Source organism: Synergistaceae bacterium (assembly GCA_031272035.1).
GTDB lineage: Bacteria > Synergistota > Synergistia > Synergistales > Aminobacteriaceae > JAISSA01.
Genome location: JAISUO010000029.1, coordinates 12,223 through 34,530, shown reverse-complemented (window position 1 = coordinate 34,530; position 22,308 = coordinate 12,223). Strand labels below are relative to the sequence as shown.

At 54.6% G+C, this 22,308-nt stretch carries 19 protein-coding genes; 10 read left to right on the top strand and 9 right to left on the bottom strand.

Annotation, left to right across the window (positions count from 1 at the left end):
- Window positions 1-159: 159 nt before the first annotated feature.
- Both LBR61_03370 and LBR61_03365 read left to right on the top strand, forming a co-directional pair.
- A complete protein-coding gene (locus LBR61_03370) occupies window positions 160-771 on the top strand; it encodes a hypothetical protein (protein ID MDR1731113.1) in 612 nt (203 codons plus the stop codon).
- A 31-nt stretch (window positions 772-802) separates the two neighbouring features.
- A complete protein-coding gene (locus LBR61_03365) occupies window positions 803-1,501 on the top strand; it encodes an NAD(P)H-hydrate epimerase (protein ID MDR1731112.1) in 699 nt (232 codons plus the stop codon).
- Window positions 1,502-1,729: 228 nt separating this feature from the next.
- Here LBR61_03365 and LBR61_03360 read toward each other — a convergent pair whose 3' ends face one another.
- The 4 genes from LBR61_03360 to LBR61_03345 all read right to left on the bottom strand — a co-directional run bounded on the left by LBR61_03360 (window position 1,730) and on the right by LBR61_03345 (window position 5,781).
- Window positions 1,730-2,896 carry an ABC transporter substrate-binding protein gene (locus LBR61_03360; protein ID MDR1731111.1) on the bottom strand — a complete coding sequence of 389 codons (1,167 nt, stop codon included), beginning with the start codon at window positions 2,894-2,896 and terminating at the stop codon, window positions 1,730-1,732.
- Window positions 2,897-3,196: 300 nt separating this feature from the next.
- Entirely contained in the window at window positions 3,197-4,258 is a 1,062-nt protein-coding gene (locus LBR61_03355) for a class I fructose-bisphosphate aldolase (GenBank protein MDR1731110.1), read from the bottom strand.
- Between the two features lie 130 nt (window positions 4,259-4,388).
- Window positions 4,389-4,919 (bottom strand): DUF308 domain-containing protein, encoded by a 531-nt coding sequence (locus tag LBR61_03350; protein MDR1731109.1) that lies wholly within the window; start codon window positions 4,917-4,919, stop codon window positions 4,389-4,391.
- Window positions 4,920-4,968: 49 nt separating this feature from the next.
- A complete protein-coding gene (locus LBR61_03345) occupies window positions 4,969-5,781 on the bottom strand; it encodes an esterase family protein (protein ID MDR1731108.1) in 813 nt (270 codons plus the stop codon).
- A 215-nt stretch (window positions 5,782-5,996) separates the two neighbouring features.
- On the opposite strand from LBR61_03345, the gene LBR61_03340 reads away from it, so the two are divergent.
- From LBR61_03340 to LBR61_03325, 4 genes are all read left to right on the top strand, one after another.
- Window positions 5,997-6,542, top strand: a complete 546-nt coding sequence (locus LBR61_03340) for an NADH peroxidase (GenBank protein MDR1731107.1) — start codon at window positions 5,997-5,999, stop codon at window positions 6,540-6,542.
- 279 nt (window positions 6,543-6,821) lie between these two features.
- Window positions 6,822-8,033: an FIST C-terminal domain-containing protein gene (locus tag LBR61_03335; protein ID MDR1731106.1), complete on the top strand. Its 1,212-nt coding sequence runs from the start codon at window positions 6,822-6,824 to the stop codon at window positions 8,031-8,033.
- 18 nt (window positions 8,034-8,051) lie between these two features.
- Window positions 8,052-9,824, top strand: a complete 1,773-nt coding sequence (locus LBR61_03330; GenBank protein MDR1731105.1) for a response regulator — start codon at window positions 8,052-8,054, stop codon at window positions 9,822-9,824.
- A 304-nt stretch (window positions 9,825-10,128) separates the two neighbouring features.
- Window positions 10,129-11,349: a PLP-dependent aminotransferase family protein gene (locus LBR61_03325; GenBank protein MDR1731104.1), complete on the top strand. Its 1,221-nt coding sequence runs from the start codon at window positions 10,129-10,131 to the stop codon at window positions 11,347-11,349.
- A 17-nt stretch (window positions 11,350-11,366) separates the two neighbouring features.
- Here the strand turns inward: LBR61_03325 and LBR61_03320 are convergent, their stop codons facing one another.
- Both LBR61_03320 and LBR61_03315 read right to left on the bottom strand, forming a co-directional pair.
- Window positions 11,367-11,867 (bottom strand): NUDIX domain-containing protein, encoded by a 501-nt coding sequence (locus LBR61_03320; GenBank protein MDR1731103.1) that lies wholly within the window; start codon window positions 11,865-11,867, stop codon window positions 11,367-11,369.
- A gap of 9 nt (window positions 11,868-11,876) precedes the next feature.
- On the bottom strand, window positions 11,877-12,638 hold the full coding sequence (locus LBR61_03315; protein ID MDR1731102.1) for a tRNA 2-thiocytidine biosynthesis protein TtcA: 762 nt from the start codon (window positions 12,636-12,638) through the stop codon (window positions 11,877-11,879).
- Between the two features lie 191 nt (window positions 12,639-12,829).
- Between LBR61_03315 and LBR61_03310 the strand changes: the two genes are divergently transcribed.
- Window positions 12,830-13,402, top strand: coding sequence for a DJ-1/PfpI family protein (locus tag LBR61_03310; protein ID MDR1731101.1), 573 nt, complete (start codon window positions 12,830-12,832; stop codon window positions 13,400-13,402).
- Between the two features lie 29 nt (window positions 13,403-13,431).
- Here the strand turns inward: LBR61_03310 and LBR61_03305 are convergent, their stop codons facing one another.
- Complete coding sequence (locus LBR61_03305; GenBank protein MDR1731100.1) at window positions 13,432-14,205, bottom strand: serine/threonine-protein phosphatase; 774 nt, start codon at window positions 14,203-14,205, stop codon at window positions 13,432-13,434.
- The gene (locus tag LBR61_03300) at window positions 14,202-14,687 is read right to left on the bottom strand and encodes an FHA domain-containing protein (GenBank protein ID MDR1731099.1); all 486 of its coding nucleotides are present in this window, start codon (window positions 14,685-14,687) and stop codon (window positions 14,202-14,204) included. The genes LBR61_03305 and LBR61_03300 overlap by 4 nt, the downstream gene beginning before the upstream one ends.
- A gap of 362 nt (window positions 14,688-15,049) precedes the next feature.
- Here LBR61_03300 and LBR61_03295 point away from each other — a divergent pair, with 362 nt between their 5' ends.
- Window positions 15,050-17,857 carry an AAA family ATPase gene (locus LBR61_03295; protein MDR1731098.1) on the top strand — a complete coding sequence of 936 codons (2,808 nt, stop codon included), beginning with the start codon at window positions 15,050-15,052 and terminating at the stop codon, window positions 17,855-17,857.
- Between the two features lie 137 nt (window positions 17,858-17,994).
- Here LBR61_03295 and LBR61_03290 read toward each other — a convergent pair whose 3' ends face one another.
- Window positions 17,995-19,788: a PrpR N-terminal domain-containing protein gene (locus LBR61_03290; GenBank protein MDR1731097.1), complete on the bottom strand. Its 1,794-nt coding sequence runs from the start codon at window positions 19,786-19,788 to the stop codon at window positions 17,995-17,997.
- Window positions 19,789-19,982: 194 nt separating this feature from the next.
- Between LBR61_03290 and LBR61_03285 the strand changes: the two genes are divergently transcribed.
- Together LBR61_03285 and LBR61_03280 are read left to right on the top strand one after the other, a co-directional pair.
- Window positions 19,983-21,116: a mandelate racemase/muconate lactonizing enzyme family protein gene (locus tag LBR61_03285; protein ID MDR1731096.1), complete on the top strand. Its 1,134-nt coding sequence runs from the start codon at window positions 19,983-19,985 to the stop codon at window positions 21,114-21,116.
- Between the two features lie 148 nt (window positions 21,117-21,264).
- Window positions 21,265-22,275 carry a TAXI family TRAP transporter solute-binding subunit gene (locus LBR61_03280; GenBank protein ID MDR1731095.1) on the top strand — a complete coding sequence of 337 codons (1,011 nt, stop codon included), beginning with the start codon at window positions 21,265-21,267 and terminating at the stop codon, window positions 22,273-22,275.
- Window positions 22,276-22,308: the final 33 nt, after the last annotated feature.

Here is a 22,308-nt window from a genome sequence, read left to right as displayed (position 1 = left end):
CATCCCCAACAACGTGAAGGAATACGCCCTGAAAAAGGGGTTCTTCGTCATCAAACAGTCGGGAGACACCATGAAAATCGACGTCCCGAAGGACTTCAAGCCCCGCGCCTGGTGAACGCTGAGGCCCGTTGAGACCTTCATAAAGGAGGAGAGCGCGCCATGAGCGAAACGACAACTCACGAGCCCCAAATGGGACTGACGTTCGAAAAAGTTTGGGCGATGTTTCAGGAAACGGACCGCAAGATGCAGGAAACAGATCGCAGAATACGGGAAGCGGACGAGAAATTTGAGAAAGAAAGGCGAAAGACTGAACAGGTTATACGAGATACGAACAAACAGCTCGGAAAACTGGGCAGGAAGTTCGGCAGTGTGGTGGAGCACATGGTTGTGCCCAACCTCGTCGAAAAATTCAACTCCCTGGGTTTTACATTCACCAAATGCAGCTCCAACGTCTTTATCGAGGACAGGGTGAAAAAACTCGCCGCGGAAGTGGATATTCTGCTGGAAAACGGAAACTCCGCCGTGGCGGTGGAGGTCAAGTCTCAGCCGAAGAATGACGACGTCGACGGGCATGAAGAGCGCATGGCCACCTTGCGCCTCTACGCGGATGCGCGACAGGACGCGAGGAAATTTTACGGGGCCGTTGCCGGGGCGATCATCCCCAACAACGTGAAGGAATACGCCCTGAAAAAGGGGTTCTTCGTTATCAAACAGTCGGGAGACACCATGAAAATCGACGTCCCGAAGGACTTCCAACCCCGCGCCTGGTGAACGCGCGTCGTAAAAACAGGAGGAGACGGGCATGGAATTTCCGGAGTTGCAAAAAGGATCTTTCGGAGGACAGCCGATCGACGCGGAACCCGTGACAGGCGGGGAAATGAAGGCCCTTGACCGACACGCCATCGAGGTGATGGGGATGTCCTCTCTGGTGCTGATGGAACGGGCGGCTCTGGCGGCTGTGGAGGCGCTTTTCGAACAGGAGTTCGACCTGCGCCGTGTTCTCTGCGTGTGCGGCGCTGGCAACAACGGCGGCGACGGGTTCGCGGCGGCCCGACTGCTCCGGCTTCGGAGCGTACCTGTGCGGGCGCTGTTTGTCGGCTCCATCGAAAAAATGACCGAAGACACGGCCCGGCAGCGGACCATCGCAGAAAATTACGGGGTAGAAATCGCGGACAACGACCTGACGCTTTTCACGCAGGGGGCGGCATACACCACCATCGTCGACGCCCTTTTCGGCATCGGCGGGGATCGGCCTCTGACGGGAATTTATCTGGACGCGGTGCAGCAAATCAACCGCTCCCGCTCCGAGGGATTGACAAAAATTTTATCCCTGGACATCCCCTCCGGCGTCTCCGCCGACACCGGAGCTATTCTCGGCGAGGCCGTCCGGGCGGATGTCACCGTGACCTTCGCCTTCAATAAAATCGGTCTGACCGTCGAACCCGGCAAAACCTGCGCCGGAAAAACAGTCGTTCGGGACATCGGCATTTATCGGCGCTGATCGGCGAAATTGGACGACGTTCACCTGCGGACGGGGCGCTCCCCCCTGCCGGGCAAATTCGTGAAAAAGAAAATACGAAGGAAAAACGGGGTCTCAGAAAAATTCGAGGCCCCGTCGACGTTTAGAGCCGTTGGCCCTTTTCTGTATAAATTTTTGTGCGTCACTTACCAGTGTTAAGCGTCTTTTTCAGTACACGATTGCGCAATCCGCCATAAATCTTCTGTGCGCTTACTGGTTCGATTTATCCTGGGGCGCCCAGTACTCCACAAAGGCGAGGTCGCCCTTCTTTCCCGTCAGGATGGCGGCGGGCTTGTTCAGCGGATTGTGGGTCTCCGGGTCCACCGTCCATTTGAAATGGATCACCTGCAAATCCTTCGTGGTCTCCATGGCCTTCGCGATGGCGGGGCCTTCAGCCTTGCCCGCGACGGCGATGGCGTTTCCGATGAACGTCATGATGTCGTAGGCGGAAACCAGATTTGTGGGTTCCGTGGCTTTCTTTCCAAACTCCTTTTCGTAAACCGCGTTCAGTTCCACAACCTTGGGATCGGTGAAGCTCATGGCCTGGATCCAGAAACTTCCCTCCATGGCATCGTTGCCCGCGATTTCGAAGATGTTCGGGCTCACGCCGTCGCCGCCCATAAACTGCGGTTTCCAGCCCGTCTCCACCGCCTGCTTGATCACGAGTCCCATTTCCTTGTAGAGCATGGTCAGAGCGATGGCGTCAGCGCCCCAGCTCTTCGCCTCGGTGATCTGAGCGCGGAAGTCCACGTCACCTTCACGGAAGGAGAGAATTTTGTAGTCCACCTTCAGTTCTTCCGCGCGCCGCCGGAGAAAGTCCGTCAGCCCCTCGGAGTAGGCGCTGCCCACGTCGCTGAAGATCGCGATTTTTTTGGCTCCGCACTTCTCGATGAGGTAGTCCGCGATGACCTTGCCCTGATAGGGATCCGTGTAGGCGATACGGAACATGTAGGGACGAACCTTCTTCGTGTCCGGATCTACCGTCACCGCCGGATTGGTGGCCGCGCTGGCCACGACCGGAACTTTCCCCCCGTCCGCCACGGAGGCGATGGCGAGCTGAATACTGCTATAGTTGCTTCCGCCGACGGCGACGACCTTATCCTCGTAGATCATGCGACGGACGGCATTGACCGCGTCTTCCGCCTTGCCTCGCGTGTCGTAGCACACAAGCTCCACCGGTCTGCCCAGAAGGCCGCCCTTCTCGTTGATCTGCTTCACCCAGAGCCGCGCTCCGCCCTCTTCCGCCTGCCCCCAGACGGAACCGTCGCCAGTCAGAGCCGCGAGGTATCCGATTTTGATCGGCGCCTCAGCGCCCAGGGCTGCCCCCGACAGACACAACAAAACCGCGACCGCCAAAAGTCCAGCGATCTTCCTCATAGAGTATCTCCTCCCCTTTTTTGCATGCCGTTTTAGACATAAAAGAATTTCGTGTCATTTTACATCGATTACCTGGTTTTGCATATAATATTTCATCTCTCAAATCTGCAGGGGAAAAAAGTTCAGATATTCATCTCGCCAATATTAAAAGCCCTCCCTCATGTACCGGGAAGGCTTTTGCATTTATTGACTTTTAGAGTCGTTGGCTCTTTTCTGTATACATTTGTGTTCGTCACTTACCGGTATTAAACGTCTCTTTTCAGTACACGATTACGCAATCCGCTATAACCTGCGCCGGGATTACGCGATGGTGATTTCTCCGTCGAGATAGACGTCCTGAACGGCATTGATGATCTGAACACCCTCTTTCATGGGACGCTGAAACGCCTTGCGTCCGAGAATCAGTCCCATTCCCCCGGCGCGTTTGTTGATCACGGCGGTTCGGACGGCCTCCGCCAGGTCGGTTTCGCCGCCCGACGCGCCGCCTGAGTTGATCAGGCCCGCCCGACCGGCGTAGCAGTTCAGAACCTGATAGCGTGTCAGATCGATGGGATTGTCGGAACTCAGTTTCGAGTAGACCTCCGCCGAGGTCTTTCCGAAGTTCAGGGCTTTGTATCCCCCGTTGTTTTCCGGCAGTTTCTGCTTGATGATGTCCGCTTCGATGGTGACCCCCAGGTGGTTGGCCTGTCCCGTCAAATCCGCGGACACGTGATAGTCCTTTTCCTTCGTTTTGAAGGCGGAGTTGCGCAGGTAGCACCAGAGAATTGTCGCCATGCCCAGCTCGTGAGCGCGGTGAAACGCCTGGGAAATTTCCTGAATCTGACGAGTGGACTCGTCGCTTCCAAAGTAGATGGTGGCGCCTACGGCCACGGCCCCCATGTTCCAGGCCTGCTCCACCGAGGCAAAAAGAACCTGATCGTGCTTTTCGGGATAAGAAAGCAGCTCATTATGGTTTATTTTCAGAATAAATGGGATTTTATGCGCATATTTGCGAGCCACCATTCCGAGGACTCCCAGCGTGCTGGCGACGCCGTTGCATCCGGCTTCGAGGGCGAGCTTAACGATATTTTCAGGATCGAAATAAATGGGGCTGGGGCCAAAAGACGCCCCGGCGGAGTGCTCTATGCCCTGGTCCACGGGCAAAATGGAAATATAACCGGTTCCCTTCAGCCGCCCGTGATTGAACAGGTTTTGCAGTGACCGCAGAACGGGAACAGGGCGATCGGAGGCCGCCCACACCCGGTCGACAAAGTCAGGACCCGGCAGAGAGAGCATCTCCGCGCTCACCCGGCATTTGTACTCCAGAAGGTCCTTCGCATCCTTCCCCAGGAGTTTTACAATTTTATCTGTTTCTTTGGACATATCCTCAGTCCCCCCTTATGAATTGTGCCCTGCGACGTTACGGCTAACATAGCATAAAGCACTCCTCCAGTCTACGTAAAAACACGTCGATCCGACTTTCACCCAACTTCCACGCCCGTACAGGGGATTTTCAGCTGTAGAGCAGTCTGCCTTCGGCAATGGCCAGCAGTCCCGCGCCGATGAAAGAGGATCCCACGAGCCATGTGACGACGGCGACCCCCGCCAGGGGAGACGCAATCATCATCATCCCGCAGAACACCAGAGCGACCGCGCTGAGAAGCATCATCCACCACCTGCTCAGTCCGGCCCTTCGGACCTGAAAGGCGCTGAAAAAACGCAGGAAGGCCATCAGCAGAATCCAGCAGCCCAGAGCGACGGGGATCATGAAGGCGGTCAATCCCGGTCGAATCAGCATGAGCAGGCCCAGTAAAATGTCCAGTACGCTCTGAGGGAGAAGCCATAGGGGGCGGAGGGGGCTGCCCTTCATGCTGAACCAGGGGATGAGGTGATTCACTCCGGTGATGAGAAAGCCGGCGCCGACGAAAAACGCCAGAGAAAAAAGCGTCTCCAGGGAGTGAAAAAACGACAGGATTCCCAGTACGATTAAAATTGCTCCTGTGGTACAGAGAGTCCAGCGCATTGTTTTCATGTAATCGATCATCGTTCTCGCTCCTTTTGTCGGCATGCCGGAAAATACTTTCACCCCGTAATCAGAGATTGGGCCGCTGTATGTAGTTGGGGTCTCTCTGACGGATGGGCAGCCACTCCAGCACCTTTTTGATGTTCCGGTCCCAGTAGTTCCAGACGTGGTCCCCCGGCTCGTCGTAGAAGGTCACGTCCAGGATGTCCTTCGCGGCCTGGAAAAACTCCACGTTGGTGGAGTGGAGACGATCCTCCGTGCCGCAGGAGACGTAGAGCTTCGGCATGGTTTTCCCGCTTTTCGCCCCGTTTTTCGCCAGCTCGAAAAGGTCGTATTCGCCGCCCCGGGGGTCTTTGTTGTTGAAGTTGATCAGAACTTCTTCTTTGGTGACGACTCCCGCCGAGAGATCGTACATGATCCCGATGTCCAGAGCGCCCGACAGGCTTGCGGCGCAGGCGTAGCGCTCCGGATACGTGAGAGCGGCCTTGAAGGCCCCGTACCCTCCCATGGAAAACCCAGCGATGAAGGTATCTTCCCGCTTTGTGGAAATGTGAAACATCTTCGACAGGATCTGCGGCAGCTCCTCCGTGAGGTAATCGCTGTAGCGATAGCCGTTGGCCTGATTGATGTACTGGCCCCGCTGAGTGGTGGGCATGATCACCACCAGCCCCATGTCCATAACGTCCTGCTCGATGGAGGAAAGGCGGACCCAGGCGGTCTGGTCCCGGGTGATTCCGTGGAGCAGATACAGAACCTGATAGGGCGGCTCAATGACGTTCCGGAGGGACGGGGGCGTGCGGGTGCAGTTCTGGGGATAGACCACCTCGATACCGCAGTCGATTTTCAAAACGTCCGAATAAAACGACACGTGCATACTGGCCATACACTCACTCTCCCTGATCTTCAATCTGAATCCTCAATCTGAATCTTCAGGCACAAGTATACCGCGAAATCCGTCTCCGGTAGTTTTAAGGATGAAAGGGGAACAAAAAAGGTTATAATAATAAAGAACAATAAAAAATATTCGAAATTTATTCGGACAAAAACCTCTGCAACGGGGTGCAAAGGGTTTTTATATTACGCGAGGGGGTAATGGCAATGAAGAAATTTGTATGCAGCGTGTGTGGTTATGTCTATGAGGGGAACGAGCCGCCTGCGAGCTGTCCGCAGTGCAAGGCGCCGGCTTCGAAGTTCGAGGAGCAGAAGACGGAGGGACTGACCTGGGCGGACGAGCACCGTATCGGCGTGGCGAAGGACGTGGATCCCGAGGTCATCGAGGGGCTGCGGGCCAACTTCACCGGCGAGTGCACGGAGGTGGGCATGTACCTGGCCATGAGCCGGCAGGCCGACAGGGAGGGCTATCCGGAGGTGGCGGAGGCCTACAAGCGCATAGCCTTTGAAGAGGCCGAACACGCCGCGAAGTTTGCGGAGCTCCTGGGGGAGGTCGTCTACAGCGACACGAAGAAGAACCTCACCCTTCGCGTGGAGGCCGAGAACGGCGCCACCGCCGGGAAGAAAAAGCTGGCCACCAAAGCCAAGGAGCTGGGTTACGACGCCATCCACGACACCGTCCACGAGATGTGCAAGGACGAGGCGCGCCACGGCTGCGCCTTCCAGGGGCTGCTCAAGCGTTATTTCGCCTGAGAAATCCGCTGGCGACAGACAGCAGCAAACGGTCGAAGCCGCAGAAACTGATCCCGTTTCTGCGGCTTTTTTGTCGTTCTGCAGGACTTTACGCAGGACTTTGCGCCCGTGAATCGCTTTACCGCGTTTTCTCCCAAAACAGAATTTTCGGCTTCCAACCTTTGCCTGCCCGATGTAAAATATTTAATCTATCTAACCTTGCGGATTTTTCGCAGTTTAGTTATTCTATTGTCAGGCGCTTGATTCTTTGTATTTCGGGGGAAGTCGGAGGAAGAAAGAATGTTGAATTTTCGTTCTGCAAGTGTTCGCATTGCCGAAAGTTCTCGAGCCGTGGAAGAGTGCTTCGAAATACTTTACGGAAACTGCGCGCCGGATGAGACGGCCCTGTGGATCGTCAACGCCGGGATCGGGCACAGGCTGAACAAAATCGCCGATGCCATTCACTCCCGCGTGCCGGCGGCCTCTGTACTGGGAAGTTCCTGCGGCGGCGTCATCGGACGGGAGGGAGTCGGGGAATCCGTGACTCACATGGGGGTCATGGTGGTGGACGGGCCGACAGAAGAGATGGCCTGGGCGGCGGCAGACGATTTTCACGCCGAGGGGGCCTTCGAAAAGGGCCTGGACCTGGCGGAAAAGCTGAAGGAGAAACTCCCCGCGCCGAAGGTGATCTATCTGCTGACTCCCGGCCTCGACTCCTGCAACGACGAACTTCTGAAGGCCTTCGACGAGGTGTTCGGGAACACCCTGATTTTCGGAGGCGCTTCCTCTGACAACGACAAGGCTCTGGCCACGTCCCAGTACATCGGCGACAGGGCCAGCCCCTGCGGAATCTGGGCGGCGGGCTTCGCGGACCCGTCTCTGAAGGCGGCTGCCCGGGCCACTCATGGATTCACCGCCTACGGTGATCCGATGGTGGCCACGAAGGTCCGTGACAACAAAATCCTCGAGTTCGACGGACTTCCCGCCTGGTCCGCCTACACCCGATACCTGGGAAATATCGCCGCCAGAAACATGAAAACCGTTTCAATCATGGGCGGTCTGGCCGCGAAGCTGCCCCCGGAACTGGCGAAAGCCTCCGGAAACAGCTGCATTCTGCGGGCGGGAATGCCGGTGGATGAAAAGGGAGCCATTCGTCTGGCCGTTTCCGCAAAAGAGGGAGAGTCCTGGTATATGACGGCCCGGGACGAGGATTTGATTTTTTCGGAGCTGCAAAAAACCCTGGCGCTTCTCCGGGAGGACATGGCCAAAAACTCTTCCGGAGACGAAATCCACCCGGTGGCGGTCTTTCAGGCGGACTGCATGCTGCGGGGCAGAACCCTTTTCAATCGGGTGATGAAGGACGAAATCATCGAGACGGTGCAGCACGCGTTTCTGAACGACGGCGAAATCCCCCCCTGGCTGGGTATATACGGTTTCGGAGAATTTTGTCCCCTGGGGGACAGAAACTTTTTCCACACCTATACCACGGCTCTGCTCATTCTTTACAGGTAAAGCGCGGAAGGTGAAACGATGACTGGTGTTCCCGATCAGGAATTACTGGAACTCAAAAAACTCGTAAAAGAGCTGAATCGTCAGACTGTACGCAATGAAGTTGAAAAACAAAATATGCGTATTATACGACACAGGCTGGATCTCCAGATAGAGATTTTCAGCCAGATTCATCGTTTCACCCAACGGGCCTTTTTCGCCTCATCGCTGGAGGAACTCATGGACATTCAGGCGGAGGGCGTGGTGGACATTTTTCAGCTGGAGATGGGAGCCACGATGCGTCTGGACATCGGAGGGGACCGGCTGACCCTGTTTGGACGATGCAACTTCGAGTGTGAAGATTCCGAGTTTCCGGTTTCAAAGGATTGGCTGGCCCGGCCGGAGCTTCTGGATTTCAGGCGGCAGCAGTCCGTCGTGGAATCCCCTCCCGGCAGGTATTCTCCCTTCGAGAAGCTGAACCTGGCCCACCTCATCTACCTGCCGATTTTTGGAAACCAGCGCAACATGGAAGGGGTCATTCTGGGAGGAATCTCCAAAGAGGGCGCCGAAATTTACGATTTCTCGCCGGAGGCCATCTCTTTGCTTTTCATGGTCTATTGTCAGAATATGAACGGAATTTACAACAATCGGGTGGCTCTGGACCAGGCGAAGGCGGCGGGGGAGGCGAAATCCAGGTTCCTCTCCAACCTGAGCCACGAAATTCGAACCCCCATGAACGCCATCATCGGCATGACGCAGATCGCGGGCCGCAGCGACGAACCGGAGGAAATGAAAAAATGCATCGGGCAGATCAGCCTGGCCTCGCGACACCTGCTGGGTCTCGTGAACGACGTCCTCGACATGTCGAAAATCGGAGAGGGCAAGCTGGTTCTGGAAAATACGCCCTTCTCCCCGGAGGAAGTTCTGAAGAACGTTTTCGACAGTCTGCTGCCCAACGCGGAGGGCAAGGGAGTGGCTCTGATCCTTGACGCGCCGGATATTCACGATCTGACCCTGACGGGGGATTCTCTGCGTCTGTCTCAGGTTTTGATCAACTTCATTTCCAACGCGATCAAATTTACGCCGGAGGGAGGCAGGGTGACGCTGGAGGCTCGAGTGGCCACTCAGGACAGAGACAAGGCGCTTCTCAGGTTTGCCGTGACGGACACGGGAATCGGCATGTCGGAAGAGGTTTTGTCGCGAATTTTCACCCCTTTCGAACAGGCGGACAACAGCACCTCCAGAAAGTACGGCGGGACGGGACTGGGTCTGACCATCAGCAAAAACATCGTGGAGCTCATGGGAAGCGGCATTCACGTGGAAAGCCGGGAAAACGAGGGATCCCGATTCTCCTTTCAGGTTTGGTTCGACCTCTGCCACGAGAAGAAAGCGGAGGCGGCGGATGACAGTCCGGCAATCAGGGATTTTACAAGCCGGAATATTCTGATCGCGGACGACGTGGACATCAACAGAGAGATCATCGTGACCTTCCTGACGGACACCGGAGCGGAGATGGAGTGCGTGTCCAACGGGCGGGAGGCGGTGGACCGGTTTGCGGCGTCGGAAGAAGGCCATTTCGACCTGATCCTGATGGACGTGCAAATGCCCGTTATGGATGGCTGCGAGGCCACCCGCGAAATCCGAAAACTGCCCCGCGCGGACGCCGCCTCCGTCCTGATCTACGCCATGACGGCCAACGCCTTCCGGGAGGACATGCAGATGGTGGTGGAGGCGGGAATGAACGGACACATCAGCAAGCCCGTGGAATATGACATCGTTATGGACGTCATCGACAAGGCCCTGAAGGAACGATAAAGCGATAAACCCCAATACCCCGACGCCGCAGACGGAAAGCCGGCAGATGAAAAAATGGAAATAAATGGAAATAAATGCAGAATAAATCAGCTGGAATAAGATTTTACCAGCCATGTACAATTTTAATTGAGTAACAAAAACGCACTACAATGCGTTAAATAGATTGATCATTCTAAAAGAACATTTAAAGTGGTATAATGCAAATTATATAATGGCAGGCGGGAATTTAAGCGCTTCGAATCCTCGCATTGTGTAAAATTCCGCCATGGATTCAGCAGTATGAATTGTTAAAGGAGGAAACAGGATGAGTAACAACTGGACGCAAAGTTTCAGCACAGCCGCCCGCAAAACGAGACCTTCGCCGGTAAGAGAGCTTCTCAAGGTCATCAACAGGCCGGGGATGATTTCCTTTGCCGGAGGTATGCCCGCGCCTGAGGTATTCCCCGTGGAGCAGTTCGCAGAGAGCGCCGATCTGCTCAGAACCAACGGGCCGCTGCTGCTGCAGTACGGCACCACCGAGGGCTACAACCCTCTGCGGGAGTTTCTGGCGAAGTGGACCGCTCCCCGCATGGGCCGGGAAGTGGGGCTCGACGAGATGCTGCTGACCACCGGTTCTCAGCAGGCGCTGGATCTGTTCGCCTGGTCCATGATCGACCCCGGCGACGTGGTCATTACGGAAGATCCCACCTACATGGCCGCGATCAACACCTTCGCCAACCACAGCGCGGAGTTCGCCTCCGTGCGCATGGACAGCGAGGGCATGGTGGTGGAGGAGCTGCCCGCCCTCATTGAGAAACTGCGCAAAGAGGGCAAAAAGGTAAAATTCATCTACACCATCGTCAACTTCCAGAACCCCGGCGGCGCGACCATGACCGTACCCCGCCGGAAGGAGCTGGCGGCCATCGCGGAGCGTTACGGCCTGACCATCTTCGAGGACGATCCCTACGGATACGTGCGTTTTGACGGGGAGCACCTGCCCTCCATCTTCTCCTTCGACAAGGCGGGAAACACCATTTACGCGGGGTCCTTCTCCAAGATCCTTTCCCCCGGCGTGCGCATCGGATGGGTCTCCGGCGCGAAGGAGATCATCCGCCAGATGACCGTTTTCAAGCAGACCACCGACCTCTGTTCAAGCCCACTCACTCAGGTTCTCACCTACGAATACTGCAAAAAAGGCTATCTGGATTCTCATCTGCCCTCGATTGTCAACAACTACCGCATCAAACGCGACGCCATGGAAAAGAGTTTCGAAAAACACCTTGCCCCCCTGGGAATCACCTGGGTTAAGCCGGAGGGCGGGTTCTTCTTCTGGCTCAACACAGGAGCCATCGACAGCAACGACCTGGCGAAGCGCGCTCTGGACAAAAAGGTGGCCATCCTTCCCGGAGAGCCCTTCTGCATCGATCCGGCGGCGGGGATTCACGCGGCGAGAATCAACTACACCTACAGCCAGCCCTCCGTCATCGAGGAAGGCGTCTCCCGCCTGGCTCAGGCCATCAACGAAATGAAAATTCCCGCAAAATAAGGCGACTCAGAGAGTTCTCACTCCTCCAGCCATTCTTCACGGCCGTTGGAGTGGACGTGGATGGCGCGGGAGAAAGGCCGTTTTTCCCCCATATTTTTTTCTTCCCCCACGATGTAAGGAAGAAGCGCGACGTAGAAGGGATGAATCCCCGGAAGCGTCGTGCTTTTTGACACCTCCACCCAGGAGAGCTCCCCCTCGTCCGAGGCCCGAAGCTCCCCCTCGAAATCCCGGCAGACGAAGTAATGAGAAACGTACTCCATGGGGTTCTCGTCCTTCCAGACGTGCAGAATGCCGGCGAACTCCATCTTTTTCAGACTGTAACCCGTTTCTTCCATCATTTCCCGGGCGCAGGCCGCCTTCAGGCTTTCTCCCCTCCGCTTGCGGCCGCCGGGAATGGTGATTTCCCCCTTATAGGGGTTGTTGGCCCGTTTAATCAGCAGAATTTTGTCGTCTTTCAGCAAAAAACAGAATACGATCAGGGCGGTGTAGTCGTAGCCCTCCCAGGGTTCGGCGCTCATGCCATCTCCTCACTTTCGCTTGTTTCGTCCGTGCTGTTCCGCCGGCCACCGGTCTTCGCCGGAAAGGGAGCACAGGGCGTTGACCACGCTGCTGAAAAGGCCGGGTATTTCCTTTCGCATCTCGTTCAGCATGACTTTCATCCGGTGGCGTTCCGTTTTTCCCGCCCAGGGGCAGGTGGTCTCCAGAATGGGCAGCCGCAGCCGGCGGGCTTCCTCGACGATGGCGCTCTCCCGCACGTAGATCAGAGGGCGGATCACCGTTATCCCCATGCGGGTCTGGTACAGCTTCGGCTGAAAACTGCGGGCCCGTCCCGCGCGGAAGAGGTTCATGAAAAACGTCTCCACCGCGTCGTCCAGATTGTGGCCCAGGGCCAGCCTGTTAAAACCCTCCTCCCTGGCTTTGGAGTTCAGGATGCCCCGCCTCATGTTGGCGCAGAAACTGCAGGGAGAACGCTCCTTCCGGCTTTCGATGATCTCGGTGATGGGATGACTCAGCACGATGTAAGGAACCTCCCGGACGGCGCAGTAGTCCCGCAGGTGCGACACATCCATGCCGGTCAGGGCCACCGTGCACGCGGCCAGGTCGAAGCGGACGGGACTGCGGCGGCGAAGCTCCGACAGCGCGTGGAGCAGCACAAGGCTGTCCTTTCCGCCGGACAGGCCCACAAGAACCCGGTCGCCCTCCGAAATCATCGAAAAATCCCCCGTCGCCCGACCGGCCCCGCGCCTTATGGAGTGGGACAGAGGTTCATTCCAGTTCTGTAAATTCATTATGTTCAATATCTCCCTGCTCTGCTGATTCTGTCGTTTTTTCAAGTCTCTCGTTTTTTAAAAACTGTTCACAAGTATACGTCCTCTTTGCCAAATCGTCTCGAAAATTCTATAATCACCCCAAAACGACTGCGGACCGGAAGTTTAGCGCAGTTCGTTGGAAAAGGATCGCTGTAAAAGGAGTGAAAAAAATGCCGAAAGCCGTTTTATTTTTAATCGACAATTTCGAGGAAACGGAGGCGCTGACCACGGTGGACATTCTCCGCCGGGGGGCGGTGGAGGTGAAAACGGTTTCTCTCACCGGCCGGGAAAAGGTCATGGGCAAGCACGCAATCCCCGTTCAGGCGGACGCCCTGTTCGAGGACCTTCAGGAAACGCTTCCGGCGGACGCGGATATGCTGGTGATTCCCGGGGGGACCACCGATTACGCGGAACACGAGGGGCTTTTGGACCTTGTCCGGAGGGCTCACCAGGCGGGGAAGAAGCTGGCGGCGATCTGCGCGGCTCCCTCCGTTTTCGGCAGAGCGGGGATTATGGAGGGCCGCCGGGCCGTGTGTTATCCTGGAATAGAGCCCTGGCTGCCGGGGGCGAGGTTCACGGAAAACATCGTGGAGACGGACGAAAACATCACCACCTCCAAAGGCCCGGCCACAGCGCCGTTTTTCGCGCTTCGGCTTTTGGAAATCCTTCAGGGTGAAGAGACGGCGAAAAAAGTCGCCGAAGCCTTCCTGATCCCCCTGCTTACCCGCGCCGCCGCACCCTGAGAAGCGCCTTGAGGGATTGCCCTCTGGTATCAGCTCACTCGAATGAAGCTGACGTTGTCCCGGCACCCGGCGGCGAGCAGGCGCTGAAAAAGCCGATCTTCCACGCCGGGGTCGGGATCGTTCAGGCGATAGGTCAGCTCCTCCAGAGAGAGCGTCTCCCAGACCCCGTCCGAGCAAAGGAAAAAATCGTCGCCCTCCGTGCGGGAAACGGCTTTCAGCGTGAGTTCAAAGGCCTCGTCCGCGAGGGTGACGGCGGAGGTAACCACATTTTTGCGGGGGTGGAGGCGCATTTCCTCTTCCGTAATTTCCCCCTGGTCCACAAGAACCTGCACCACGGAATGGTCGTGGGTGAGCTTTTCCGCTTCTCCTCTCGAAAATCGGTAGACCCGGCAGTCGCCGCAGTTAAAGGCCAGAGCGCTGCGCCCCCGGAGCAGCAGGCCGGCCAGGGTGGCTCCCATGTCGCGCAGGTCCGGGGAGCGAAGGAATTCCGAGTGCATTTCCTCCCGGGCCTCGTTCAGAATCTCCAGCAACAGACGCCGGTCCGTTTCCAGGTCGAGAAGGGGGCCAAACCGCTTTTCACCTTCGGCGAGATGCCGCACCAGAATTTCCGCGGCCCTGCCGCCCCCGAAGTGGCCTCCCAGACCGTCCACCACGGAAAGAAGCCGGGGAGTTTGCAGGAAGGACTCCACCTCCCGGGTTTCGGGGGCGGCCATGTCCCCTGTCCTCAGCTCCTCCGAGATTTGCAGAGCGTCCTGATTTTCAGCGCGAAAACTTCCACGATGAGTCATAAACGTGATTTTCACAGGATCACCTTCGGATCGTCGTCGCCCGTCGCCGCCACTTTCATCTCGCAGGACAGCGAAAGCAGCACCGTGTCTCCGGCGGAGAGCGGAAAAAGCGTCTCCCGTTCCAGCCGCCGTCCGTTCACCCAGGTTCCGTTGGTGGACCCGAGGTCCTCGATCATCCAGGCGCCCTCTCTGCGAAGGACTCTGGCGTGACGCCGGGAAACGGTCCCTATGTGAGACAGGGCTTCGCAGCCCGCCAGGCCGCGGCCAATCTCGCCTCCCTCCGCCACGGAAACCGAGCGCCCGTCTGAATGAAGAAATGTGAGCACGGCCCGCCTTTTTGCTTTTTCGTCCCCAGGAACTCCCCCCTCTTCGACATTGTCTTCGACTCCGGCTTTTTGGGGGGTGACGGAAGCCAGATTCGTCATGCAGACGCGACAAATAACCTCGGAGACGGGATTTTCCTCTCCGCAGGCAGGGCAGCGTTTTATCAGGTCCATGCTCTCCTGTCCTCCATGTCGATGATCTTTCAGACAAACACTCCGACCGCTCGGCAGCCGGAAGGTGTTCAGCGCCGCCGACTTTAAACGGTTTTTCCTTAAATATTGTACGATACTTTACGTAAACACAAAACATGCAAAAAAATGTCCGGCGTGTAAAAACTGCGTAAAAATCGAAGCATCAAAACAGTGAGGTGAAAATATAAGATTGGGATTGAGACTGAGATTCAAAATTCGAGGGTAAAAACCGCGAAAAACGGGGATTGAATAAAGCGTCAAAAAATCATACAATTCAGGGGATCGATTAGAATAGATCTGAAATAGATTCGAAAATCAGGTAGGCCCAGGTCAGGGGGATCGCCATGACAACAAATCATAAATTTCCGGAGAGAAACGTGCCCGGCAGTCGGTGGTGGAAGGTGGACTTTCACACCCACACGCCGGCATCGGACTCTTACGGTCGGGGGGACAAATCGGTTCCGCTTTCCACCACGGCGGAGATTTGGCTGCAAAAGGCCATGCAGGCCGATCTGGACTGCGTCGTAGTCACCGACCACAACTCCGGGGACTGGATCGATATTCTCAACACGCAATACAGGGAGTTGCTGGAAGATCCGGACAGGCCGAACTGGTTTCGGGAACTGACGCTCTTTCCGGGCGTGGAGGTTTCCGTCCTGGACGGCGATATGCGTCTGCCCCTGCTGGCGGTGTTCGACATCGCCTCCGGACGGGAGGCCATCGTCTCCTTCCTGGGCCGCTGCGAAATTTTCTCCCGGCACGGCGATCCCACCAACGTCATCGTGGCCCGCAGTTTTACCGAGGTCGTGGGAATCATTCGAAAAATGGGAGGAATTGCGATTCCCGCCCGACTGGACGACAATCTGAAACTTCTGGAGAAACTAAACAAAGACTCCGGAACGCCCAAAAAATTTGACGGCGTCTGGGCTCTCAGGCTGAGCAACCCCAGAGCCATGGAAAAAATCGACGGACCTTTCCGAAAAGTCCTCCATCGAACCGCCAAGGTCATGGGGTCGGATTCCTACAAACCGGAGGAGCTGGGTCGTCTGTTCACCTGGGTCAAGATGAGCCGCCCCACCCTCGACCAGCTGGAGACGGCCATTCGAGATTATGCCCTGTGCATCCGCAATCAGGCGGATTCTCCGGCCCGGGAGCCGGACATTTTCCTGAACCACCTGACCATCACGGCCATGAGCCACTGCGGGCGCATCAAGGACCGCCCTTTCGAACTTCAGTTCCATCCCCATTTCAACGCCATCATCGGCGGACGGGGGTCGGGAAAATCCACGGCTCTGGAGTCCATTCGGATCGCCACGCGCCGGGGCCACGAGCTGGACAACACCGCTCTGAAACCGGACTTCGAACGGTTCCTGCACCTTGCCAGGGAGAAGGGCGTCATGCTGGCGGACACCCAGATTCAGCTGGAACTCAGCCGTCGGGGAAAGGACTATCGCCTCTCCTGGCGTTACGACGACACGGGGCCGGTTCTGGAGGAATGGGTGGAGGGCGACGGGCAGACGCCGGGGTGGCTGGAGTGCGATCCGGGAAACCTGCAGGAGCGTTTCCCCCTTTCGATTTACAGTCAGAAGCAGATCAACGAGCTGGCCGCCAATCCCAGAGGGCTCCTGGACATTATCGACCGAACGTCGGACGTGGCCCACTCGGAGTGGCTTTCCCGGTGGGAGAAGTCCAAGAGCCGCTATCTCCAGCTTCACGAGAGGCTTCGAGAAATCCGGATGGAGCTGAACAGCGAGCCTGAACTGCGCATTCAGCTGGCCGACGTGGAAAATGACCTGAAGACTTACGAAGAAAAGGGCTATAAGGATACCCTTTCGCTTTATCAGGCCCGCAAGGGACAGAAGGGCCTTCTGGGAATACCGCCGGACTGGGACCGCCTGATTCTGGATATTTTCACCGTGGAAGAACGGACCAGAGACAATCCCTTCCCCGCCGAATCCTTCGAGGAGGGCGACTCCACCATGGACGAACTGCGGGGGCTCTATGACGACATGACGGGCAGGCTGAACGAGGTTCGGGCCTCCCTGCGAACGGCGGCGAAAACTCTGGACTCGCTCCGGGAGAACTGGCAGAGCAGGCTGGACGCCACGGCCTGGCACAAATCCCTCGAAGAAAGCGAAAGTCAGTACGCGGCGCTGTTGGAGCAGAATTCGGACGACCCGCAGCTTCTTTCGATTTCCTCCTACGGCCAGTGGGTCGAGCGGAGAAATCAGCTGAAACGCCAGCTCCAGCAGATGAGCAGCCAGCGCAAAGACGCGGTGGAGGTGGTGAAGCAGATTCGCGCGACCTGGAAAAACCTGCGCAGCCTTCGTCGGGAGCTTTGGGAAAAGCGCGTGGCCTTCATTCAGAAGGTCATCGGCAAAAGCCCCTACGTGCGCATGGAGCTGGTCCCCTTCGGAGACGTTTCCATTCTGGACGAGGATTATCGCACGATTCTGGGAATTACGGACGGCAGTTTCGAAAGCATCATTCTGGACGGCGCGAAAAACAACTCCGAAGGCCTGTTGGCGCCCCTTTTCAACTGGGAAAACGAGAAACACTCTCCCGGAGAGAACCTGGAAAAACGTCTCTGCGCCCTGATCGCCGAGGTGAAGCACGAAACGTTCCGCTACGCCCGCAAGGCCAAAGGCGGGTTCGGCAAACGCACCCAGAAACTCTTCGAAGAACACCCCGAAACGGCGGACCGTCTGATGTGCTGGTGGCCTGAGGATATGCTGAAGATCAAATACTCGAAGGATCCCCAGAACGCTAAATTTTACGATTTGGAAAAAGGTTCCGCCGGACAGAAAGCCGCGGCGATTCTGGCGTTTCTGCTCAGTTACGGAGAGGAACCCCTGATTATCGACCAACCGGAGGACGACCTGGACAACATTCTGATCTCCGACCTGATCGTTTATCAACTCCACGAACACAAGGATCACCGCCAGCTTCTGATCGTGACCCACAACCCCAACGTGGTGGTGAACGGCGACGCGGAGCTGGTGCACGCTCTGCGGTTCGTCAACGGGCAGGTTCTTCTGGACCGTCAGGGAGGCCTTGAAGAGAAAGAGGTTCGCCAGTCGATCTGCTCCATCATCGAAGGCGGCCGCGAAGCTCTGGAAAAACGCTACAGGAGGCTGACAGCGCCCAAGTAATTGAGGGAACCTCTAAAATTATTGTGCTGTTGTTTCATTTACACGAAATAAAACCATTTACATAAAACAGCAACAGTACGACCGCAGTTCGAAAGGCCACGGTCGTACTGTTGTTTTTGAATTTATACAGCTTATTATCAGCTTTTCGAAGCACCGTGCATAATACGCCAGAGTGTGCTTCTGCTGATTCCAAGGCGACGCGCCGTCTTCGATTGATTCATCTTTTCCTCGCGCAATACGACATGCACGATATTACTGGTGATTTTCTCAAGAGAACCGCTCAGATCCAGGTTTTGCACATTTATACGACTGTTTCCTTCCATTTTCAGAGCTTCCGAAATTGCCTCGATTTCAATATACGGCCCTTCGTTCAAAACAATCACACGGGTCAAAACTCTTTTCAGCTGCCTCAAATTGTATTCCCAGTCAAATTTTTGCATCAGCGCCAGGGCCTCTGCAGTCAGGCCGACTATTTGCTTTCCGCTCGCGATGTTGATTTCACTGATGTATAAACTGCAAAGATTGGGCAGGTCATCTACTCTTTCTCGAAGTGGCGGCAGCCGAATTGAGAGAAAGGCAATTTCGCGCTGAAGAAATACGAAAAAAGGATGTTCCTCCGGGAAATCGGGGCGAGTCTGACAGGAAAAAATCAAACGATTATTTTTCAGCGCACTGCTCTCCTGAAGGCGACGAATCAGGGTTTTACTTTGATTCGCGTCAAGACTGTCGATATTTCTAAAGTAAACGGTGAGCCCTCTGTCCGATAAAGGGGAATCAGGGCCTGACAGCAAATGATTCCATTTCCTGGCTGTAATGACTTCACAGTTGACGAAAACCAAAGGATTGTCGTTCCAACGGCTGTTCACATAAAGAGCCATAGCCGTTTTATCTTTCCCGACAGAAGGCTCTCCGGTGATCAGGACAGGGATATCCGTCCTGCTGAATTTATTGATTGTTTCCGTGACTTTACTGATAAAATTGCTGTTGCTGAAAACTGTATCGACGTTTTTAAGGAGGTCTTCTCGATTGAAATAAACAACTCCCCTGGTATCCTCAAAAGAAGGAGACGGAGAAAATTCAGAAGCTGCAAACGCAAAACAGGATTCTCCCTGCGTCAGAAAATGTTCTCCTTCCAGGATTAAATGTTCCCCATTTTTCCTTTTCATGACTTTTCTGCATTTCACTCCATCTAAAACTGACGCGATCATCTTTTTCATAAACGCAAGGACATCATCAGGTATGTTCTCCACCAGGGAAGAACCAGGAAAAGCACAAACTGTTTCGCCATTATCCCGAAACGCGACAATTCTCTCTTTGCGTGAGTTCAACAGAGCGTTGAGAAAACTGATCATCTGTCTGTCTTTTTTCCGCACGGTTTCCAGTTCCAATGCGTGATCTATAGCGGATTCGATGCTTTCGCGGCCGGAAATGATGAGGATGCTGCTGATTCCCATACGCTTCGCCAGCGTTGCAACAGACATCCCACCCAGAATCAGAGAATAACCTGTTTTCTTGAGATTTTTGAGACAAGGGATCACTTCTTTGGAATCTTTCAGAGTTACGATTGTCACTTCGTATCGCAAAAGTTCGCAGAGCGTCCGAACCCGCTTTGTATAGTTCGGAAATCCCACCACGGCGAATCTGTCGTTATATCCCTGAGCCAAACGAATCGCGCTCAATATGTCATATACGGAAATAGTGATTTCAAAAACGGGAATACCGACTTTTTCTCGAATTATCGTCGCTGTTTCTCCTCTCGATAAAATACCCGAAAAGCCCTCCTTTTGATGTTGGACGGCAATTTCCAGTCCTTTCTCCAGATCGCCTTCAAAGACGACCAGCTCCACATCGTCCCGCTGTTCCGCGATGTTTTGCATCAATTCCTTCATTCCGGGGTAAGGCGCGATTCCCAACAGTTTAAGTTTATCCATTACTGTTTTCCTTTGTCTGTCATATGTGAAAAAAGTTCTTAGTGAAATAATCGCCAAAATATGTTTCATTATAGAACATTTTTTAGACAATTTAGTATTGTTTTTATAAATATGCCCATTATAATCAAAAAATATCTCCGAACTGTGCAAAATAGTGTTCTATTTTAGTACGTATTCATTAGGAGGAATTTCTCTTGAAAATCACCGATTTGAAGACTACAGTTCTTTTTTGCCCGTTTCCGGAAATCATTGCAGACGCTGCCAGAAGCATCAAGGGACGGGATGTCTTACTGGTGGAGATCGATACCGACGAGGGTCTAACGGGACTCGGATTCATAACAGGACTGGGAGTGGCTCACGGAAGCGAAATTCCCGTCATCAATACGATCGTTTCTGACGCCCTGCGTCCCACTGTAATCGGAAGAGATCCGCTCACAATCGACCGGCTTTGGGCGGACATGTATGGAGGAACGACCCGCTTCGGACGACGAGGAGCGACATTGCGGGCCATTAGCGCCGTGGATATCGCGTTATGGGATCTTTTGGGAAAAAAGGCAGGCCTGCCCGTGTACCGCCTGTTGGGGGGTTACTCGAATAAAGTCCGCGTTTACGCCTCCGGCGGGTTTTACAACGCGGAAAATGATCTGGAAAAATTGACGAAAGAAATATCGAGTTACGTAAAAAAAGGGTTCACCGCCGTCAAAATGAAAGTCGGGAAAAACCCGGGTCTTGACGTCGAACGTGTCGCCGCGGTCCGTAAAACCATAGGCGATGAGATCGACCTGCTGATCGACGCAAATGAAGCCTGGGACTTCAGCACGGCGCTCCGTTTCGCCCGGGATGTGGAAAAATACCATATCTATTGGCTGGAAGAGCCTGTCAAGCCGGATGATCTGGAAGGTTTTATCGAGCTTACAGCAAAAAGTCCCATCCCGATTGCCGCTGGCGAAAATGAATATACGAAATACGGTTTCAAGGACCTTATTATCAACAAGGCGGTCAACGTAGTGCAGCCGGATGTAACAAGGGTAGGCGGAATCACCGAGTATATGAAAGTCGCTCATTTTGCCGAAGCGTTCCACATGCCATGCCTCAATCACGCCGTGCAGGAGGTACATGTATCGCTAATCGCGGCTACATCCAACGCGCCTATGATGGAATATTTCCCAAAAGAGCAGTATTTGCAAACTTTTCTTTCCGAACTCTTCGTCGAACCGGCAACGATCCAGGAACCCCGGAATGGATTCGTCACCGCGCCGGAGAGCCCGGGTTTGGGCCTGAAAATCGATCCTGTTCTGAGGGAAAAGTTCACCGTAAAAAAAGTGTAACAGAAAAGTCGTCAATAACGTCGCGATTTGCCAAAGGACGCGGACCTCAGTTTATAAATATTGAGGGGGAAACAACAAATCTTTATCTGGAAGTTTGCCAGAATCAGGTTTGACTTCCAATAAACTTATTCTACGAGGAGGGAATATTATGCGTTTCAAAAAGTTTATGTGTGTTTTGTGGCTCGTGGGATTCATTTTCGGTGCTTCGGTGCTCCTGACGGAAACCGCCGGGGTGGCGGAAGCTAAAGAAATTTTCGTCAAAATAGGCACAGGCAGCTTAGGCGGTACGTATTATCCTGTGGGAGTCGCGATGGGAGCATTGTTTTCCAAAACAATTCCCGGGATGACTTCCTCGGCCATGTCTTCGGGAGGCACAGTAGACAATATCGAAATGCTGAACGAAGGCGAAATTCAAATGGCTATCTGCATTGAAGATATAGCCAAAAAAGCCTATTTCGGAGAAGCTCAGTATGCGAACAATAAAATCGACAACTACAAAGTACTGACGGTTTTGTGGCCCAACGTTCAACACATCGTTTCCAGGAAAGGAATCAGCAAAATCAGCGACCTGGAGGGCAAAAGAATTATCGTCGGCGCGACCAAAAGTGGAACTGAAGTGAACGCTTATGAAGTATTGGGAGAACTGGGGATTTTTTTCCGTGAAAACGATCCTGAGCATAAACCCAACAGCATTCCCGTCTTCATGAATTACACCGAAGGCGCGGACGTTCTGAAAAATCGTCAGGCGGACGCAGCCTGGAACAACAGTCTCCCACCCGCATCTTCGGTAATGGATTTGCTGTCCACCGGCGATTTTGAAATTATCGGTTTGACGAAAGAGCAGCAGGACAAAGTGACGGCGCACAAAAGCAAAGCATATTTTCCTCATACCCTCAAAGCCAATACTTACCAGAATCAGCCCAATGACCTGCTTGTGATCAGTACCAGCAATGTCATGTTGGTATCTGATTCTCTGGATGATGAAACAACCTATCAGCTTACGAAACAAATATTTGAGAACACTCCCGCGCTGGAAGCCGCTCATGCCGTAGCCGCAAAATACCTCACCGTTGAAAATGCGGTCACGGGAACGTCAATTCCTTTCTGTGAAGGTGCTATTCGCTATTACAGGGAGCGTGGCGTCTGGAAAGACAAATAAGAAAGGCCTGAAGTAAACCTAATTAAATTTTGG

Excerpts from the sequence above, each read along its gene's own strand:
- LBR61_03325 (MDR1731104.1), top strand. The coding sequence starts at position 10,129 with ATGAGTAACAACTGGACGCAAAGTTTCAGCACAGCCGCCCGCAAAACG.
- LBR61_03295 (MDR1731098.1), top strand. The coding sequence starts at position 15,050 with ATGACAACAAATCATAAATTTCCGGAGAGAAACGTGCCCGGCAGTCGG.
- LBR61_03315 (MDR1731102.1), bottom strand. The coding sequence starts at position 12,638 with ATGAATTTACAGAACTGGAATGAACCTCTGTCCCACTCCATAAGGCGC.
- LBR61_03280 (MDR1731095.1), top strand. The coding sequence starts at position 21,265 with ATGCGTTTCAAAAAGTTTATGTGTGTTTTGTGGCTCGTGGGATTCATT.
- LBR61_03365 (MDR1731112.1), top strand. The coding sequence starts at position 803 with ATGGAATTTCCGGAGTTGCAAAAAGGATCTTTCGGAGGACAGCCGATC.
- LBR61_03290 (MDR1731097.1), bottom strand. The coding sequence starts at position 19,788 with ATGGATAAACTTAAACTGTTGGGAATCGCGCCTTACCCCGGAATGAAG.
- LBR61_03335 (MDR1731106.1), top strand. The coding sequence starts at position 6,822 with ATGTTGAATTTTCGTTCTGCAAGTGTTCGCATTGCCGAAAGTTCTCGA.
- LBR61_03320 (MDR1731103.1), bottom strand. The coding sequence starts at position 11,867 with ATGAGCGCCGAACCCTGGGAGGGCTACGACTACACCGCCCTGATCGTA.
- LBR61_03350 (MDR1731109.1), bottom strand. The coding sequence starts at position 4,919 with ATGATCGATTACATGAAAACAATGCGCTGGACTCTCTGTACCACAGGA.
- LBR61_03340 (MDR1731107.1), top strand. The coding sequence starts at position 5,997 with ATGAAGAAATTTGTATGCAGCGTGTGTGGTTATGTCTATGAGGGGAAC.
- LBR61_03345 (MDR1731108.1), bottom strand. The coding sequence starts at position 5,781 with ATGGCCAGTATGCACGTGTCGTTTTATTCGGACGTTTTGAAAATCGAC.
- LBR61_03310 (MDR1731101.1), top strand. The coding sequence starts at position 12,830 with ATGCCGAAAGCCGTTTTATTTTTAATCGACAATTTCGAGGAAACGGAG.
- LBR61_03360 (MDR1731111.1), bottom strand. The coding sequence starts at position 2,896 with ATGAGGAAGATCGCTGGACTTTTGGCGGTCGCGGTTTTGTTGTGTCTG.
- LBR61_03330 (MDR1731105.1), top strand. The coding sequence starts at position 8,052 with ATGACTGGTGTTCCCGATCAGGAATTACTGGAACTCAAAAAACTCGTA.
- LBR61_03300 (MDR1731099.1), bottom strand. The coding sequence starts at position 14,687 with ATGGACCTGATAAAACGCTGCCCTGCCTGCGGAGAGGAAAATCCCGTC.
- LBR61_03370 (MDR1731113.1), top strand. The coding sequence starts at position 160 with ATGAGCGAAACGACAACTCACGAGCCCCAAATGGGACTGACGTTCGAA.
- LBR61_03355 (MDR1731110.1), bottom strand. The coding sequence starts at position 4,258 with ATGTCCAAAGAAACAGATAAAATTGTAAAACTCCTGGGGAAGGATGCG.